Annotated in this window: 16 protein-coding genes; 6 read left to right on the top strand and 10 right to left on the bottom strand. The window is 62.4% G+C overall.

Annotated elements, in window-relative coordinates; all coding sequences use genetic code 11:
* Positions 1 to 31: 31 nt before the first annotated feature.
* From AC1DQK_RS18575 to AC1DQK_RS18540, 8 genes are all read right to left on the bottom strand, one after another.
* The gene (locus AC1DQK_RS18575) at positions 32 to 736 is read right to left on the bottom strand and encodes a peroxiredoxin-like family protein (protein ID WP_477873248.1); all 705 of its coding nucleotides are present in this window, start codon (positions 734 to 736) and stop codon (positions 32 to 34) included.
* A 99-nt stretch (positions 737 to 835) separates the two neighbouring features.
* Positions 836 to 1681, bottom strand: coding sequence for a LysR substrate-binding domain-containing protein (locus AC1DQK_RS18570; RefSeq protein ID WP_477873246.1), 846 nt, complete (start codon positions 1679 to 1681; stop codon positions 836 to 838).
* A gap of 129 nt (positions 1682 to 1810) precedes the next feature.
* The gene (locus AC1DQK_RS18565; RefSeq protein WP_477873278.1) at positions 1811 to 2569 is read right to left on the bottom strand and encodes a TauD/TfdA dioxygenase family protein; all 759 of its coding nucleotides are present in this window, start codon (positions 2567 to 2569) and stop codon (positions 1811 to 1813) included.
* 216 nt (positions 2570 to 2785) lie between these two features.
* Positions 2786 to 4507 (bottom strand): nickel ABC transporter ATP-binding protein NikE, encoded by a 1722-nt coding sequence (gene nikE, locus AC1DQK_RS18560; protein WP_477873244.1) that lies wholly within the window; start codon positions 4505 to 4507, stop codon positions 2786 to 2788.
* Positions 4504 to 5331 carry an ABC transporter permease gene (locus tag AC1DQK_RS18555; protein WP_477873242.1) on the bottom strand — a complete coding sequence of 276 codons (828 nt, stop codon included), beginning with the start codon at positions 5329 to 5331 and terminating at the stop codon, positions 4504 to 4506. The genes nikE and AC1DQK_RS18555 overlap by 4 nt, the downstream gene beginning before the upstream one ends.
* 2 nt (positions 5332 to 5333) lie before the next feature.
* Positions 5334 to 6374, bottom strand: coding sequence for an ABC transporter permease (locus AC1DQK_RS18550; RefSeq protein WP_477873240.1), 1041 nt, complete (start codon positions 6372 to 6374; stop codon positions 5334 to 5336).
* Positions 6371 to 7891, bottom strand: a complete 1521-nt coding sequence (locus AC1DQK_RS18545) for an ABC transporter substrate-binding protein (RefSeq protein ID WP_477873238.1) — start codon at positions 7889 to 7891, stop codon at positions 6371 to 6373. Before AC1DQK_RS18545 ends, AC1DQK_RS18550 begins: the two co-directional genes overlap by 4 nt.
* Positions 7888 to 10206 (bottom strand): TonB-dependent receptor, encoded by a 2319-nt coding sequence (locus tag AC1DQK_RS18540; RefSeq protein WP_477873236.1) that lies wholly within the window; start codon positions 10204 to 10206, stop codon positions 7888 to 7890. The genes AC1DQK_RS18545 and AC1DQK_RS18540 overlap by 4 nt, the downstream gene beginning before the upstream one ends.
* A 318-nt stretch (positions 10207 to 10524) precedes the next feature.
* Here AC1DQK_RS18540 and AC1DQK_RS18535 point away from each other — a divergent pair, with 318 nt between their 5' ends.
* From AC1DQK_RS18535 to AC1DQK_RS18525, 3 genes are all read left to right on the top strand, one after another.
* Positions 10525 to 11118 carry a nitroreductase family protein gene (locus tag AC1DQK_RS18535; RefSeq protein WP_477873234.1) on the top strand — a complete coding sequence of 198 codons (594 nt, stop codon included), beginning with the start codon at positions 10525 to 10527 and terminating at the stop codon, positions 11116 to 11118.
* A gap of 85 nt (positions 11119 to 11203) precedes the next feature.
* Entirely contained in the window at positions 11204 to 11338 is a 135-nt protein-coding gene (locus AC1DQK_RS18530) for a hypothetical protein (RefSeq protein ID WP_477873232.1), read from the top strand.
* Between the two features lie 195 nt (positions 11339 to 11533).
* Positions 11534 to 12799: a tyrosine-type recombinase/integrase gene (locus tag AC1DQK_RS18525; RefSeq protein WP_477873230.1), complete on the top strand. Its 1266-nt coding sequence runs from the start codon at positions 11534 to 11536 to the stop codon at positions 12797 to 12799.
* Here the strand turns inward: AC1DQK_RS18525 and AC1DQK_RS18520 are convergent.
* Positions 12744 to 13418: a hypothetical protein gene (locus AC1DQK_RS18520; RefSeq protein ID WP_477873228.1), complete on the bottom strand. Its 675-nt coding sequence runs from the start codon at positions 13416 to 13418 to the stop codon at positions 12744 to 12746. The genes AC1DQK_RS18525 and AC1DQK_RS18520 overlap by 56 nt on opposite strands.
* Before the next feature lie 185 nt (positions 13419 to 13603).
* Between AC1DQK_RS18520 and AC1DQK_RS18515 the strand changes: the two genes are divergently transcribed.
* The 3 genes from AC1DQK_RS18515 (at position 13604) to rhuM (ending at position 16052) form a co-directional block, all read left to right on the top strand.
* The gene (locus AC1DQK_RS18515) at positions 13604 to 13849 is read left to right on the top strand and encodes a helix-turn-helix transcriptional regulator (protein ID WP_477873226.1); all 246 of its coding nucleotides are present in this window, start codon (positions 13604 to 13606) and stop codon (positions 13847 to 13849) included.
* 102 nt (positions 13850 to 13951) lie between these two features.
* Positions 13952 to 14563 carry a hypothetical protein gene (locus tag AC1DQK_RS18510; protein ID WP_477873224.1) on the top strand — a complete coding sequence of 204 codons (612 nt, stop codon included), beginning with the start codon at positions 13952 to 13954 and terminating at the stop codon, positions 14561 to 14563.
* Between the two features lie 526 nt (positions 14564 to 15089).
* Entirely contained in the window at positions 15090 to 16052 is a 963-nt protein-coding gene (gene rhuM / locus AC1DQK_RS18505; RefSeq protein ID WP_477873222.1) for a RhuM family protein, read from the top strand.
* A gap of 48 nt (positions 16053 to 16100) precedes the next feature.
* On the opposite strand, the gene AC1DQK_RS18500 is transcribed toward rhuM, so the two are convergent.
* Positions 16101 to 16349 carry a hypothetical protein gene (locus AC1DQK_RS18500; RefSeq protein ID WP_477873220.1) on the bottom strand — a complete coding sequence of 83 codons (249 nt, stop codon included), beginning with the start codon at positions 16347 to 16349 and terminating at the stop codon, positions 16101 to 16103.
* Positions 16350 to 16644 lie beyond the last annotated feature (295 nt).

Raw genomic sequence — 16644 nt, 5'->3', positions numbered from 1 at the left:
AAGATTATGGTGGGGCGCCCCGAGATCGGTGTCAGGAAAGCGCCGAACGGAGGTTGCGTCGTTCCACCGGCTGCGCGCGGACGGGATTGAGGGCCGCAAGCACCGCATCGGGTTCGACGCGGTCGAGCCAGTCAGGGCTGACGGCAGCGAACCGGACCCGGTACTCTTGATCGACGATGATGACCGCGGTCTGGGGCAGCTCCCAGCTGCCCGTTCCCGCCTTCTCGCCGATCCAGCCAGGCGGCGGCGGCTCGGGTGTCGACAGCGGTGTGAAGGTCAGCCTCAGAGCGCGCGCGAGGCGATTGTCGCGATCGGTGGCGACGGTCAGGTCGAGACCATGACGAACGCGGATCGCGTCGAGCTTTTCGGGAGGCTGCGGGCTGATCGCCACCAGCGGGACAGCCGCAGCGCGCAGTGGAGCCGACAAGGCCCGATCATAATAGGGCAAGGCGATATTATCCGCCGGACAATCGGCAAACCGGACGAAGATCAGAACGGCCGGGCCGTTGGTCAGCAGCTCTTCAGAGAACAGAGTTCCACCGCGCGTATCGTCCAGCTCGAACGCGGGGACGATGTCGCCGGGCTTCACCGTCGCGCGCGGGTCGAAATCATCCAGCAGCGCCTGCCGCTGCGCGAGATTCTCCGCCAGATCCTTGGCCGACCAGCTCCGTTCGCGCTCCTTCTGGAGCGCCGCGAAACGCGCCGCGAGGCTGTCGTTGGTCGAATTGGTCGCCATGGTCCCTATCCCTCGAAGCCGGTGGAGAATGTCGGATCGAGGCTATCGGGGGGCGGTTGCCGGGACCAACGAGAAGCGCGTTCGATCCATCAGTCCAACTCATAAGGCGAGATTGCGGCCGGCGATCTGCTCGCGCGCCAGGGCCATCAGCCTGCGCGTCGCGCGGCTGCCATTCGTCCCGCGAAGGATACACCCGATCTCCGGCAGCTTCGGCAGCGTCTCGAGCGGCAGCGGCTCGGCGTCCGGCAGGAACAGCGGCGTGCGGCAGGTGAGCCCGAGCCCTCCTTCGACCGCCGCGCGCAAGGTCGACAGATTCGGGGTCTCGATGGCGATGCGCCAGGGCCGGCCGGCGGCGTCGAGACTGGCTATGGCGGCTTCCCTGAAGCGGCACGGCTTTTCGAGCACCGCCAGCGGCACCACCTTGCGGTCAGCCAGAGCGGCATCGCCATACCAGATCATCGGTGCCTTTGAGATGACATCGCTTTCGCCGGCATCGCTATAACCGATCATGATGTCCAACTCGTCCCGCCCTAGCAGGCTAAGCAGCTCGTTGGTGCCCGCCACGCGCGCGAAGAGCTGGGAATCGGGGTGGAGTTCGGCAAAGCGGGCAAGCACGCCGCTGAGCAGGGCCTCGGCGAAATCCTGCACCATGCCGATCCTGATCGGCCCGGTGAACTGGCCCGAGCCGACTGCGCTGACCGCTTCGTCGTGAAGGGCCAGCACGCGGCGGGCATAATCGAGCATCAACGTGCCGGCGGGCGTCAGCGACAATCTGCGGCCATCGCGGACGAACAGGCTCTGCTGGAGCAACTCCTCGAGCTTGCGGATCTGAAGGCTGAGCGCCGATTGGGTGACGAACACCCGATCGGCGGCTTGCAGCATCGATCCGGTGTCGACGATCGCGACGAAGCTCCGGAGCACATTTGTCGGCAGATTTACGGGCATAATTAAATCTACCAAAACGGTAGATTATATGTAGGAGGAAAAAATTGGGGCCAGTAAAGCTCTGCCGGCGACAGCGTTTGCCGAGCCGAAAGCCGGCGCCGCAAGCCTTTCATTCGCTGGGTGTGCCAATCAGATCTCGGCGTAGATCGGTTCGTCGGCGATCAATATCCGCTCCATCACGCGCGGATAGTCTCCATAGTTGCGGACGGCATAGTGCAGCGAGCCGCGATTGTCCCAGAAGGCGACCGAGCCCGCCTTCCAGGAGAAGCGCACCTGATATTCGGGGCGCTTATACAGATCGACGATTTCCTCGACGAGCCGCCGGGATTCCGCCAGCTCCAGGCCGAGGATCTGCGGATTGAGCGTCGAGTTCACCCAGAGGATTTTCTGGCCCGACTCCGGGTGGGTGCGCACCACCTTGTGCGCGACGATCGGATAGTCGATGCCCAGCGGCACCAGGAAACGGCGAAAATCATGGGTTACGTAGAGATTTTCCAGCCGCTCCTTCAGCTCGTCGGACAGGCCCTCATAGGCCTGGTGCGCATCGACCCAGATCGTATCGCCACCCACCTCGGGCAGGTTGACCGCGCGGAGCACCGCGCCCCAGCTCGGATCAAGCCGCCAGCTCGTGTCGCTATGATAGATGTCGCCACGCGTCGCATAGTCGTGGACTTCGTACTTCTTGAGATCCTCGGCCGCGATCTTGTGGATCGAGGCGATCTTCTGATCCCGGTTCGGGCTCGGATGCGTATAGGGCGTGCCGAACTGTCGCGCGAAGCGGGTTTGGGCGTCATTGTCCAGTTGCTGATCGCGGAAAAAAACGACCTTATGTTTGACGACCGCCGCGCGGATCGCATCGCGCGTGGCCGGATCGAGCGGTTTGCTGATATCGATGCCGTGGATCTCAGCGCCGATGAGCGGCTGAACCGGACGAATGTCGAGAAGGTCGTTCGGTCGATTGTCGTCGCAGAAGCCGTCGTCATGATCCGAGTCCTTTCTGATCTCTTCCCACGAAATTTCTATGCGATTTCAAATCGATCCGGATATGATTGCTTCGGCGCTCCTATGAGGAATTCTGAACCCCGACAATCAAATGCAAGGATTTCAGCTGGTCGGCACGGCGAGCCGCCCATCAGCCGGGCGATCGGCTTCGAGGCGCAGGACGGAGTCGAGCAGGCGCCGCGTATAGGGATGGGCGGGCTGATCGATGAGTTCGTGGGTCGGGCGGCTTTCGACGATCCGGCCTTGGTAGAGCACTGCCACGCGATCGGCGATGCCGGCGATCGACCCCAGATCGTGCGAGATGAAGATCTGGGCAATCCCCCGATCGCGCGCGAGGCAGCGCATCAGGTCGAGCATATAGGTGCGGCTGACGGCATCGAGCGCGCTCACCGGCTCGTCGAGCAGCAGGATCGCCGGATCGAGGATGAGGGCGCGCGCGATGACGGCCCGCTGCCGCTGACCGCCGGACAGGTCGCGAGGGCGGCGGGCGGCGAGTGCCGGATCGAGGCCGACCGCCTCCAATGTGGCCACAACCCGCTCGGCCCGCTCGCGGCGGCTGAGCTCGCCCTTGATATCCAGCCCTTCCGCGATGGATGCGCCGATCGGAAGCTCGGGATCCAGGCTGCGCAAGGGATCCTGATGGACATATTGTATCTCGCTTGACAGGCGTAGCGCGCGCAACGCTCGACCTCCCAGCCCGCTTATCTCCTTGCCCCGGAAACTGATCGTGCCCGACTGCGGGGTGACCAGGCCGAGGATCGACCGCAGGATCGTGGTCTTGCCCGAGCCGGTTTCACCGATCAGCCCGAGGATCTCGCCCTTGTCCAGCTCGATGTCGATGCCGTGGAGCACCGAGGAGCTCGGGTGGCTGGATCGGCGATAGCTGGCGTGCAGGCTGTCGATCGTAAGGAGCGCCGGCACGCGCCGCGGCTCGGCTGTCGCCGCGGTCGGTCGGGAGATCAGATCGCCGTCGTCGATGCTGTAGCGGTGATGGCTGTCGATGAGGCTCCGCGTATAGTCATGGGCGGGATTGCTCAAAACCGTCCGCGCCGGCCCGGCCTCGACGATCGCGCCGTCGCGCATCACGACGACATGATCGCAGACCTTCGACACCACGGCCAGGTCGTGCGAGACCAGGATCAGCGTCAGCCCCTGCTCACGCCGCAGATCGTCGAGCAGATTGAGCACTTCGGCCTGCACCATCGCATCGAGCGCGGTCGTGGCCTCGTCCGCGATGAGAAGCTGCGGGTTGGCGCTGACCGCGATGGCGATCAACACCCGCTGGGCCATGCCGCCCGACAGCTCGAACGGATATTTGCGATAGACGGCCTCCGCCTCGGCAAGACCGACCCGTTTCAGCAGGGTGATGGCACGATCCTTCGCAGCCACTCGATCGAGCTTGAGCGTCGCCCGCAAAGCCTCGACCAGCTGAGCGCCGACCGGAATGGAAGGATTGAGATAGGATCCGGGATCCTGGAACACGGCCGCAAGATGGACGCCGCGCAACGCTCGCCAACCAGGCGGCGGCAGTCCGACCAGATCCTGTTCGCCATAGCGGATCGCGCCGGACCTGACCTTTAGTCCATCGGGAAGAAGGCCGAGGATGGCGCGGCAGGTCAGCGATTTGCCGCTTCCCGATTCGCCGACGATGCCGAGCGTGCCACCCTTCGGCACCGAGAAGCTCACCCCGCGCACCAGTTCGCGCCCGCCGCCGTCCGCAATGCCGAGATCCCCGACGGTCAGCAGCACGGTGGGATCCTCCGGTGGCGCGACAGGGCGCGCTCCGCGTGTGGGGAAGGTCAGGATAGTGGCGAGCTGGTTCATTTCCGGACCTCCTGGGGGCAGGCATCGGCGTCGCGGAGCGCGTCGGCGAGCGCGTTGAGCGCCCACACCGTCGCGACGATAAGAAGGCCGGGCGCGAGCGGGCCCAGCGGACGTTCGTACAGGGTCGTGAGATCGGTCGCGAGCACGCCGCCCCAGGTCGGATTAGGCGGCATGACACCGATGCCGAGGAAGGTCAGCGAGGCGACGATCGACAGGCAGGCGCCCATCATCGACGCGATCGCGACCGCCACCGGCGGCAGCACCTTGCGGACGACGTGTCGCCGGATCAGCGATGTGGTCGATGCGCCCATTAGCCGGGCGGCCTCGATATAGTCGGAATTGGCGACGGATAGCGTAGCGGCCCGGCTGACGCGGTAGAAAGCGGGGGTGATGAGGATTCCGACCGCGAACATCGCCTGGATAAGCCCGTTGCCGAGCATCGCCGTCATCGCGATGGCGAAGACAAGGAAGGGCAGGGTCATCAGCGCGTCGATGAACCGCAGGCTCAGCCACTCGATGCGCCGGTCGAGGAAGACCGACACCATGCCGGGCACCACCCCGAAGACCAGCCCGATCACGACCGAAAAGACGCTGGCCAGGACCGAACTGCTTGCGCCTGCCAGCAGCCGGCTTAGCACATCGCGGCCGAAGGCATCGGTGCCGAGCCAATGCGCGGCGCTCGGCCCTTGCAGCATGGCATAGGGGTTCTGGGCGATGGGATCCTGCGGCGCAAGCCAGTGGCCGAACGCCGCCAAGATGGCCACGGCGATGATGATCGCCAGGGCGACAGAAGCCGATCTGCCGCGAAGAAAGCCGGTTTTCATGTTCAGCCTCTCCGCCGGCTTGCTGGCTGCAGCACCGCGATCAGGGCGTTGACCAATATGCTGCACAGCAGGACGATCACGATCGAGACGGCCAGCGTCCCTTCGACCACGGGAACGTCGCCGCGCAGCGCCGAATCTGCCGCCATCTTGCCGATGCCCGGCATGGTGAAGATCGTCTCGGTGACCACCGACGCGCCGATCAGCATCGGGATCCGCACCGACAGGATCGACAGCGCGGCGCCGGCGCCGTTGCGCAGCACGTGGACGAACAAGATGCGCCGCGGCGAAAGGCCGCGCACTATTGCGCCGGTGACGTAATTTTCCGAGAGGGCCGTGACGAGCCCGGTCCGCAACTGGCGGGCGAGATCGGCGATGACGTCGACGCTGAGTGCCATCGCCGGAATCGCGATCACGCGCAGCCATCCCGCCGCGTCGTCCGAGAAGGGGATGTACCCGGCCGAGGGCAGAAGGTTGAGCCACAGGCTCAGGACGAGAATGAGCACGATCGCCACCACGAAGGGGGGCAATGCGGAGGCGACCGAGGCGAAGCCGGTGACGGCGCGGTCGATCAGCCGCCCGCGCCATACCGCAGCGGCGATGCCCAGCAGCGTGCCGACCGTGACGCCGATCAGCAGCGCCGCGCCCGCTATCGAGAGGCTGACCGGCAGCCGCTGGGTAATCAGCCGCAGCACCGGCACGCCGTTGAACCATGACGTGCCGAAGTCGCCGCGAACGATCCCGGCCATCCAGGCGAGATATTGCACGATCACCGGCTGATCGAGGCCGAACTGGGCGCGGATCCGCGCGACCACTTCGGGGCTGGCAGCGTCGCCGGCAATGCCAGCGGCCGGATCGAGACCGCTCGCATGGCCGAGCAGGAAGGTTATCAGCGTTGCTCCCAGGAAGATCGGGACCGCGACCAGCAGCGTCGCCCAGAGGAAGCGCAGCGCCGCGGTGACGCGCGGGACATGCCCGCTCCGCGCAATGCCAGGCTGTACGGTGTTGCCGGCGGCAGCGATGGGCTCTTCGAAGACAGTGCTCATTCGACACGTACTCCTTCCCAACGAATCTGGGAGGGCAGGATGTTGAGGTTTTTCAAGCGGGGCCGGGCAGCGACGATCCAGGGCGTGCTGTACAGATAATTCGTCGGCGACTGGGCCACGCCTTCGGCGACCGCTTCGCCGAGCCGCGCCCGGTAGTTCGGATCGTCCGTCGGGGTGCGCCGCACTCTGTCCACAGCTTTCAGAAAAGCCGGCGAGGCGTAAGGTGCGCTCAGATTCATTATGCCGGCCGGGCCATAGACCGAGAGGAGGTTTTGGACCGGCGATTCGCGCCCGATCGTCCCGTCGATCGCGATCTGCGGCTTCTTGGCGATGTAGACCTCGCTCTGCCAGCTCGATGAGCCGGGCGGCACGACCCGGATCGTCGCGTTCACGCCGATCCTCGCAAGCTGCGCCTGCGCGATCTCGGCGCCGCCGTCGACGAGCAGCGGATTCGCGGCAATCTCCACCGATAGCTGTCCCGGCCGATAGCCGGCCTCGCGCAGCAGCGCGCGCGCGCGCGCCGGATCATGCTTCCAGCGGGTTTCGAGTTGTGGCTGAAAGGCAAAATAGCGGGGTGGAAAGGGCTGATGCGTCGCGCTCGCGACACCGGCGGTGGCGATATTGACGAACTCCTGCCGGTCGAAGGCATAGCGGAACGCCTCGACCACCTTGGGGTCGTCGAACGGCGGCTTATTGCGATTGATCGACACGTCGGTCGCGCTCAGCGACGGCGCTATCACGACGTTGAGCCCGCGCGCCCTCGCCTCCTCCACCTTTCGCGCAGGGATGCGGCCGACGATGTCGATCGAGCCGGAGAGCAGGGCCGCCACAACCGTGGCGGCATCGGGGCTGTTGGTCAGCTCGAGCCGGTCGATATGGATGTTGGCCGCATCCCAATAGCCGGGGTTCTTCTCGAGATAGGCGTGGGATTCCGGCACGAACTCGACCATCCGGAAGGGGCCGGCTCCGACCGGCCAAAGCGCCAGCTTGGCCGTATCGCGGGCGGCGCTCGGGCTCGCGATCGCGCCGACCCTGCCCGCCATCACATAGGGAAGCTGATAGTCGGGTTCGCTGAGGTGGAGAGTTACGCGGGTGGGCGTGTCGGCGGTGATCCGCTCTACCCCCTTCAGCTCCGCCTTCAGGAAGCTGTCCTTCTGGGCCTTGCCGCGCTCGAAGAACGTCTTCACCGCCGCGGCATCGAGCGGCGTGCCGTCGGTGAAGGTGAGGCCGGGCCGTAGGTCGAACGTCAGCGTCCGCCCGCCGTCGGCATAATGCCATGACTTGGCGAGCGCGGGCTGGGGCTCACCATGCTTGTCCAGCCTGGTGAGCGACGCATAAGCGAGACTGATCGTGTTGATGTCGGCGCCGGTGCGGCTCGTCACCGGGTCCCAGGAGGTGGGCATGAAAAATGCCCAGCGCACGCGCGCCAGATGGGTATCGCTCGAAGCGCCGCAGCCGGCCACCGGCAGCAGGGTGGCGAGCAGGATCAGCCTCCATTTCGCCAATCTGCGGCTCACAAGCGCCCCTTCAGGGTGAGGCCGTACATGCGCGGCTCGCCGAGCTGCGCCAGGACCACACCAAATTGGGCGCTCACCGACCTGGTGTTGAAATAATCCTTGTTGAACAGGTTGCGGACCCACAGCGACACGTCCCAGCGGCTGTCTGGATTGCGCACGCCGCCGTGCAGGCCGACGAGCGTGTAGCCTGGCACGCGCGAGAAGGGATCGAGGTTCACCGCCGCGTAGAAGCCCGAACGGTAGCTGACGTCGCCGCCGCCGTAGATCTCCACCGGTCCGGCGGCGTGGACATATTCGGCATTGCCGGTCACGGACCATTTCGGGGCGCCGGAGGCGGGGCGGCCGGAAAGGTCAATCACGCCGAGATAGCTGTTCAGATATTGCGCCGGCGCGTTGCGATAGCTGCGATATTTCGCGTCGTTATAGGTCCCCGCGACCCCTAGGCTCAGCCCCTCGAGCGGAGTGGCACGGGCGTCGACCTCGACGCCACGCGAGCGCAGATTGCCGACATTGGTGATGTAGCTGACGGCCGGCGTGACCTGGGTGTTGACGAAATTCGCCTGATAGTTGCTGACGTCGGTCCAGAACAGTGCGACGTTGACTTCTGCCGCTCCGCCGAACAGGCGGCTTTTCAGGCCCAGCTCATAATTGTCGACCTTTTCCGGCTTGACGAAGATATCGATGCCGGGGGCGAGATTCACCAGATTGATGCCCGGCGACTTATAGCCCCGCGAATAGGACGCATAGGCGTGGACGTTCTGGTCCAGGTCATAGGCGGCGATTAGCGTGCCGGACAGGTTGTTGGTGTTTTTCGACGCCGTATAGCGGCGGCTCGGGGCCAGGGCCGCGCGCCGTGCAACGATCGTCGCCTGGATCGCAGGATCGAAGCTGCTGATCGGAGCGACGTCCCCCGCTGCGGTCGCATCGTACAGGCCGGTCTTGTGTTCATAGGTGAAGCGGAGCCCGCCGGTGATCCGGAAGACCGGCGAGATATGCCAGGTCGCTTGGCCGTAGGCGGCATAGCTGTAGGTCGCGGGCACGACATGGGCGGAGGCGACCAGGCCGTTAAGCGCCGCGGATGGGATCGTGGTGACCGGCGCGGTCGGCGTGTTCGGTGTGATGAGCCAGGCCGAAGCATCTCGGCCATAGAGCTGGATTTGGCGGTCGTTCGCTTCCTGCCAGAAGAAATAGAGGCCGGCGGTGTAATCGATCGCGCGCTCGCCGTTGGACGCAACGCGCACCTCCTGGCTGAACTGCTGCTGGTGCGTCGCGACGACCGCGTTGACGACGACGTTCGCACCGATCTGGTCGCCGTCGTAGTTGGGAATCCACTTCCAGTTGCGATAGGCGGTGATCGAGGTCAGCGTGACCGGGCCGACATCCCAGTCGGCTTTGCCCTGCAGGCCCCAACTCGGCATCTTGTCATATTGCGAGCTGTCGATGTCGGTCGCGCGGTCGAAGGGGCGAACGGCGATTGGCGTGTAGCCGACGTCCGCCGCACGCCGATAGAAGCCGCGGACCTCGGTGCCATTGCCCAGCACGGTCGGCAGCACCTCGCCGACCGTTTGGAAGCCCATATCGCCCTTCTGGATGCTGTAATCGGCGATGAACCGGAACTTGAAGCTGTCGGTCGGCTTGTAGAGCAGATCGAACTTCCCCGCATGGTTGTCCTGATTGTCCCAGTCTTTGCGGTACGTCGTGTTGTAGATGATTCCGTCGCGCTGGCTGCGCAGATAGCTGAAGCGGAACGCGACCTCGTCGTTCAGCGCCGCGTCGATGCTGCCATAGGCGCGGAGCTGGTTGTAGTTGCCGTAGGTGAGTTCGAGGCGTGCTTCCGGATCGAAGCTGGGCTCCCGCGTCTTGATGTCGATCGCGCCGGCAACCGTGTTCTTGCCGAATAACGTGCCTTGCGGTCCCCGCAGCAGCTGGATGTTGTCGACCTCGAGCAGGTCGGTGATCACCGAGCCGGTCCGCGGCCGATAGACGCCATCGACATAGAGGCCGACGCCCTGTTCGAGGCCGTCATTGGTGCCGCCCGCGTTGGTGCCGATGCCGCGGATCGTGATGGTCTGGTTGCGGCCGCTGAAGCCCTGGATGTTGAGGCTCGGAAGCTGCTGGACGACCTGCTTCAGAGAGCTGACGCCCTGATTCGAGAGCTGGGTGTTCGTCAGAGTCGTGATTCCGATCGGCACCTTCTGCACGCTCTCGGTACGATAGCGGGCGGTGACGGTGATCTCGCTGACTTCGGCGTCGGCCGCGTCTTCGGCGTGGGCGGCCGAAGCGCCGATGAGGCCGATCGCCGTGGCGGCGAGCATCCGGCGCCGGGCTGAGCAAAAGAACGCGGACGCGGTTTGATTAGACTTCAATGTAGACCCCTTCGGCTCGCTGTTTGGTGCTTGCCGTTCAGGATCGGTATAATCACTACTGATTCAATAGAGATTTGCTTTGCCACTATGACTTCTAATTATGGGCACCGATTTTTCTCAGATTTTCGGGGTTTTTGGTATGTCGGCGGCGGAGGGTTGAGCATTGCTAAAGGCCGTTGAGCAAATCTCAATGGCGTCTGTCCGGCGCATCGCCCAAGAATGCGGACTCCTGATGGTCGACCCGGCCCCCCAGCGCGTGACACATTGATGAACACCTCATTCCGGACCGCTTCGGCTTCGGTCGAACACCTGTTTCTCGATCGTTGGTCGCCTCGCGCGTTCGACGCCAGCCCGCTCCCGCAGGCCGATCTCGACATCATGTTCGAGGCGGCGCGCTGGGCGCCCTCGGCATTCAACTATCAGCCATGGCGCTTTCTCTATTCCCATCGCGACGGCGCCGATTGGGCGAGATTCCTCGACGTGCTGCTCCCCTTCAACCAGGCATGGGCCGAGCGGGCGGCTGTCCTCGTCATCGCGCTGTCGGATACGCTCATTCAGTCGCCGAGAGCGGCCGATCCGAACCCGTCCCGCAGCCACAGCTTCGACACCGGTGCGGCATGGGCGCTGCTCGCGCTGCAAGCAACCAGGCTCGGCTATCATGCGCATGGCATGACCGGCCTGGATTTCGAGCGCGCGCAGGCCGAGCTGGACATTCCCGAACGGTTCCGGATCGAAGCGGCCATCGCCATCGGGCGGATCGCGGATAAGTCGATCCTGCCCGAAGCGCTTCGGGGGCGCGAGGTGCCGAGTGATCGCAAGCCGCTGGAGGAATTCGCCTTCAACGGGCGGTTCGCGGTCTGATCAAGCCGATCCGCTGCGTCGCATGGCCGCACCAGCTGGGATCGAGTTTGTCCAAAGGCTTGGACCGGTCCATCACCCCGGGCGAATGACGACCAATCGCCTTTCTCCACCGGCGATCAACCTGCTGCGTCACGGTGGTCCGCGCGTCCAATATGAGCGCGCTGCCCGGCGTTCCCTATCACTCGTCCGTTGGCTGGTCGCGCGCGGCGCCGCGCATTGAAAATGGTCGGGGAGACAGGATTCGAACCTGCGACCCCCTGGTGCAAACCAGAAGGTCCGAATGTTCTGTGATTTCCTGAAAATGGCCCATGCGCCGAAAATGTGCGGGAAACAGCCATTTCATGGTAGGTTGCGTTGGCCAATTTTGGACGATATTTCCTCTATGGTGATTGCTACGTGATTACTGGATAGAGATATGCCGCAGCAGAAGTTGACCAAGACGCGCGTTGATGCCGCCCTGCCCGGAGAGAAGGATTATATCCTCTGGGATACCGACCTGACCGGATTCGGCCTGAAGGTGACGCCGAAGGGAGCGAAGACCTACATCTTCCAATATCGCATGGCTGGGGGCCGGGCAATGTCGGTGCAGCGGATCACCATTGGGCCGAGCGGTTCTGCGATGACGCCCGATAATGCCCGCAAGATAGCGGAGACGCATGCCATCAGCGCGAAGCGCGGTATCAACCCGAAGGCGGCCATGGTCGAGGCGCAATACGCGGCCGTAAACCTGCGGTTCGACAAATATGTCGAGTTCTTCATAGAAAAGTACCTGCCTGAGAATTGGCCCGGCTTCCTGAAGGAGGCAACGCGCCTACTGCGGTCCAAGGCGGTGCCGCACTTCGGACGGAAATCGCTGCCCGACCTGACAAAGCGGGAAATCACGCAGTTCTTCGACGGCTTGCAGGCGCGCGGGGAGACGCCACGTAACCTCAGCGATGTGATGCGCAAGATGTTTCGCTGGGCGGTGAAGCGGGGCGACCTTGTCATTTCGCCGATGGATAATCTCGACCTCCCGCAAGGCTATGAGGCGCGCGCGCGATTCCTGACCGACGAGGAAATTGTTTTGGTCTGGCGGGCATCCCTCAAGCTGGACCATGCCTATGGCGCGATGGTTCGGATGTTGATCTTGAGCGGCCAACGCAGGGGCGAGGTGGCCGGGATGTTGCGGTCGGAGATCGACGGTGCTGCCGTCCTGTGGACCATACCGGCCGAGCGGACCAAGCAAGGCAAGGTTCAGACGGTGCCGCTCACCGATGCCATGCTTGAGGTTATCGATTCCGCTCCCGATTTCGAAGGCGATTACGTCTTCACCGCGCGTGGCAACCAGCCGATTTCGAACTGGTCGAAGTGGAAGGATAAGCTGGACGCGCAGGTGGCCCTGATAATCGCTCAGGAAGGGGCCATACAGGAGGTTCTGCCCTGGAGGCTGCATGACCTCCGCAGAAGCGTTGCAACCGGCCTACAGCGTCTCAATGTGCCTCGCGAGGTGATCGAGGCCGTGCAGGGCCGGATCGTCAACTTTGGGGCGGGAACAAGGTATCAGCGACACGATTACGAACGTGAGAAGCGGGACGCCCTGGATCTATGGAGTTCACATGTTCTCCGGTTAGTCGCGGTCGGGTCAACTAATTCACGAACGTATAGCAGTTCACGACGCGCATCTTCAAACCTGGAAGTTTAACCGCGTTAATTGCGAAATTGCCATCGATCGTCATGTTGTATCGCTTGGTTCCTAGCCAGCCGTCTAGAACGACCGCCGACGATAATCGTGGAGTCCATTGCGGGCGGCGGATCATGGAATCTCTAAACCACTTCGCCATGGTGCCGCTATCGCATCGATTCCAAGGGAGGATCGAGAACAGGCGACCTTTGCTTTTGATGAGTTCGGACGCGAAGTTATCCATTTCCACGAACTGTTCTGGCGTTGGAGCGAGTTCTCGTCCGACGGTGACACCGTTGTCGTCGAGTTGGGGTGGACAGCGAGCGGCACGCACCATTTCCAGTTGCGATCTTAAAGGGGGCGGGTCACCTTCGAAGGTGCCTGCAACTTCGCGCAGACAGACGTGCGGCGATATCATGCGCTGCGAAAGCAATAGCCAGTATACTGAGGCAGAGGGCGGCTCGTCCGGCTTCTCCGAAAATCTCCTGGCAGAAATTGCATGGTGCAACAGCGCTACCTGGCGCACCTGAGGGGGGAGTTCCCTGATGGCGACTGTACGGAAACGCAGCGGAATGTCGGCCGCAGCCGGGTAGGCGCAAGGCATGGTCAGTACCACACCAATCCAGCTTAACCGCTGCATGGACATCCTCTCCCCACATCTACGGCATCGCCGAATCCAGCGCTGCGCTATCACGTCCATCCGACACCAGAAAAAAATATCTCACATCATCCAAAATGGCGTTATAATGATGATGCGTGGATGGATCCGTAAAGCGTCCTCCATGCGTTCCTTCGTGTGGAGGTCTTTTTCGAAAGGCCGACTGCATGTCTCAACATACCGATATCGATCGCATTGCTGGCTCCGCTTCAGGCGGGTTGCTGACGGTGGCTGATGCCGCTCGCCACCTGTCCGTCTCGCAAAGCTACCTGAACAAGGCGCGGGTACGAGGCGATGGCCCGCCCTACGCCAAGCTGGGCAAGGCGATCCGCTACCGTGCCGATGCACTGGAGCGGTGGATTAGCAATCAGGAGCGGATCAGCACGACCGAGGATGTAAGCCAACTGCACTGATTGGCGTTACGTCCGCCCGATTGCGGCACAGTGTCGCCGGGCAACAGCCTCTCCTTTCAACTCGGCAGTAGGCACCGCCGATATTTTTCGGAGTGAATTCCTGTGGGAAAAATCAATCAAACTGGCCGTAACAAGAACGGCCATCCCTTCGTCATGCTTCCTTTGTGGATGCTGCACTCGCCCGCATATCGCAGCCTCTCAGCGACCGCTCGGGCGTTGTTGGTCGAACTGATGTCCATGTACAACGGTTCGAACAACGGAGAACTCTACCTCTCCCAACGCGACGCTGCCGAGAGGCTTAACATCCGTTCTCATGGCACCGTCGCCAAGTATTTCCGGGAACTGGAAGCCAAGGGATTCATCAAGGCGCGGGTACGTGGATCGTTCGACAACAAGGTTGCGTTGGCGACCGTGTGGATTCTGACGATGCACGGATATCGCGATGCTTTGGCAACCAAGGACTTCATGAGGTTGATCGTACTCAAGCCAAAATTCCGTGTCGGAAAATCGGACCAGACGGGTCTGAAAAGCGGACCTGTAGGTCTGAAAATGTTGCCCGAGGGATATGCCGACGGGTGCGAAACTTCACCCCGCCCCGACGAAATCGGGGGTGCCGTCGGGAGCGATAATTGCTCCACATATAATATACCAGGGATAGGGGCGGCAGCGATAGCGGCGGCGGCATCGCCACCATCATCGCCGACGCTTCAATAGCTGGCTGCAAGACCTTGGGTGGGGAGGGGGTACACGTGGTGCCAGCAACCCCGCCCTTTCCTCAGACGGTTCCATGTCGGGTATCTCGCACCCCCGGCGCGGAATCTGAGAGTACCTGTCTTGATGACGAAATGCGTGGTCCTAGCCACAGAGCAGAACAGAACGGCATTGGCATTAAAGCCGCCAAAATGCCTCTTAGAGCAAGGCGGCACGATTCAGGTCTGGGTGACCGGAAGTGTGCGGCACTCACTCCTGAGGCTTCCTACGGCGATTTCTTGACTCGCAAGATGGGACGGTGCAGAAACGACAAACGCCGCACGTCAGGATTCGTGGTCCTAGCGGCGGCGTTTGTTTCAACAATGTTCCAGCGGATGGATCATTGCCTTGTATGAGCGGCTTTCAACCACAGGTTGACGGCTGGGTCAAGGTCTTCCGCTGGTGGATATAAAGGCCTTGTTATATGACACCTGACGAATTGAATAAGTTCCTCGCCAAGACCCGCAAGCGGCGCGAGGCGGCCAACGATATGGCCGGCCAGATCGAGATGGAACTCGTCCGTTTCGATGGTGAGAACGCGGCGATCGACTTCAGTGTCGACTGGTCGGAAGACACGATCTGGGCATCCCAGAAGCAGATGGCCGACCTCTTCGGCCGCGATGTCCGGACGATCAACGAGCATATCTCGACCCTCTACGCTGATGGCGAGATGGAGCGGGAGGCAACTATCCGGAGTTTCCGGATAGTTCGGCTGGAGGGTGGTCGTCAGGTCGCTCGCGAGATTGAGCATTACAACCTCGATGTCATCCTGACCGTTGGCTACCGCGTCAGTTCCGCCAAGGCGGTGGAGTTTCGCAAATGGGCCAATGGCGTCCTCAAGGCCTACATCACCGAGGGTTATGCCCTCGATGACAAACGGCTACGTGCGGACCCTAATGCCCTCCAAGGCTTGGCCGCGCGTGTTCGCGCGCTTCGGTCGGAAGAGAAGAATATCTACTCGGCGGTCCGGGACTGCTTCAAGGAAGCTGCCTCCGACTACGAGCCGTCATCGCAGGCGGCGAGGTCGTTCTACGCCCGTATCCAGGATCGCTTCATGTTCGCAGCGACGGGTAAGACGGCTGCCCAGATTCTGCTGGAACGTGCGGACGGAACCAAGCCGAATATGGGCGTGACGACCATGAAGGGCCGTTACCCGACGAAAGCCGAATGCACGACGGGCAAGAACTACCTGTTCTCTGACGAACTCTACGTGCTTCACATCATGTGCGAGCAGTTCCTGCTCTACGCCGAGAGCAAGGCGCTTCGCGGGCAGAAGACCACTATGCAGGATTTGACGAAGAAGCTGGATCAGCTGCTTCAGGTCAATGAGTATCCCCTCTTTCCCGGCTACCAGGGTGGTTATCTCGCCGACAAGGCGAAGGAGCATGCCGAGGTCGAGTGGCATCTGATGACCCAGCGCCTCGCGACTGGGGAGCATCTCTCAGCGGCGTAACGTTCGATGCCGGGGGCGAGTTCGCTCCCGGCATCGCTCGCCCATGTGCTATGCGCGCCAAGTCTCTTCAACGAGCGTTTTCCCAGCATCGTTGACCTGGACAAGCCGAATGGTGCGATTGAAGCCTCTTACGGCGGTATGATCCTCGACCGTCACCGAACCGCGTTTCTGACCATCCGCGTCGACCACATCATATGTGGCCACGTCGGTCTCCATCATGAAGCCTTTGGACTTCGATCCAGCATGCTTAAGAGTTTCACCCTGTTCCAGGACGAGTTTGCTTTTCCAATCCGACATATTGACCTCATGTGTTCCGGTAAGTGACGGCGCAAAACGCGTGCGGCATGCCGCTGCATATTCTCAAGACGAACCGGCGTTCTCCGCCTTTCTGCGGCAAAACCAAAATATTAGGTCTGTTGCCCAAGCGGGCCAAAAAATGGCCCAATCCTGCCCCATCCGGCGCGGATATAAACTCGACTTACGCCCCGTTCGATAGGGTAAAACCCCAATCGGTCACCCCATTGGTGAGCATTATGATCGCCTCCTGGATTTCCGCCCGACCAAAAATGGCTTGTGCACGGAAAGTAGCCGC

It is taken from the genome of Rhizorhabdus sp. P4_G5 (assembly GCF_056401065.1).
Note: the sequence above shows the minus strand (reverse complement) of the source record. Positions and strands in the feature narration are given on the sequence as shown.

Bases quoted from the DNA above. Each gene is read 5' to 3' on its own strand.
- AC1DQK_RS18575 (WP_477873248.1), bottom strand. From the start codon at position 736: ATGGCGACCAATTCGACCAACGACAGCCTCGCGGCGCGTTTCGCGGCG.
- AC1DQK_RS18570 (WP_477873246.1), bottom strand. From the start codon at position 1,681: ATGCCCGTAAATCTGCCGACAAATGTGCTCCGGAGCTTCGTCGCGATC.
- nikE (WP_477873244.1), bottom strand. From the start codon at position 4,507: ATGAACCAGCTCGCCACTATCCTGACCTTCCCCACACGCGGAGCGCGC.
- AC1DQK_RS18555 (WP_477873242.1), bottom strand. From the start codon at position 5,331: ATGAAAACCGGCTTTCTTCGCGGCAGATCGGCTTCTGTCGCCCTGGCG.
- AC1DQK_RS18550 (WP_477873240.1), bottom strand. From the start codon at position 6,374: ATGAGCACTGTCTTCGAAGAGCCCATCGCTGCCGCCGGCAACACCGTA.
- AC1DQK_RS18540 (WP_477873236.1), bottom strand. From the start codon at position 10,206: ATGCTCGCCGCCACGGCGATCGGCCTCATCGGCGCTTCGGCCGCCCAC.
- AC1DQK_RS18535 (WP_477873234.1), top strand. From the start codon at position 10,525: ATGAACACCTCATTCCGGACCGCTTCGGCTTCGGTCGAACACCTGTTT.
- AC1DQK_RS18530 (WP_477873232.1), top strand. From the start codon at position 11,204: ATGACGACCAATCGCCTTTCTCCACCGGCGATCAACCTGCTGCGTCAC.
- AC1DQK_RS18525 (WP_477873230.1), top strand. From the start codon at position 11,534: ATGCCGCAGCAGAAGTTGACCAAGACGCGCGTTGATGCCGCCCTGCCC.
- AC1DQK_RS18520 (WP_477873228.1), bottom strand. From the start codon at position 13,418: ATGCAGCGGTTAAGCTGGATTGGTGTGGTACTGACCATGCCTTGCGCC.
- AC1DQK_RS18515 (WP_477873226.1), top strand. From the start codon at position 13,604: ATGTCTCAACATACCGATATCGATCGCATTGCTGGCTCCGCTTCAGGC.
- rhuM (WP_477873222.1), top strand. From the start codon at position 15,090: ATGGCCGGCCAGATCGAGATGGAACTCGTCCGTTTCGATGGTGAGAAC.
- AC1DQK_RS18500 (WP_477873220.1), bottom strand. From the start codon at position 16,349: ATGTCGGATTGGAAAAGCAAACTCGTCCTGGAACAGGGTGAAACTCTT.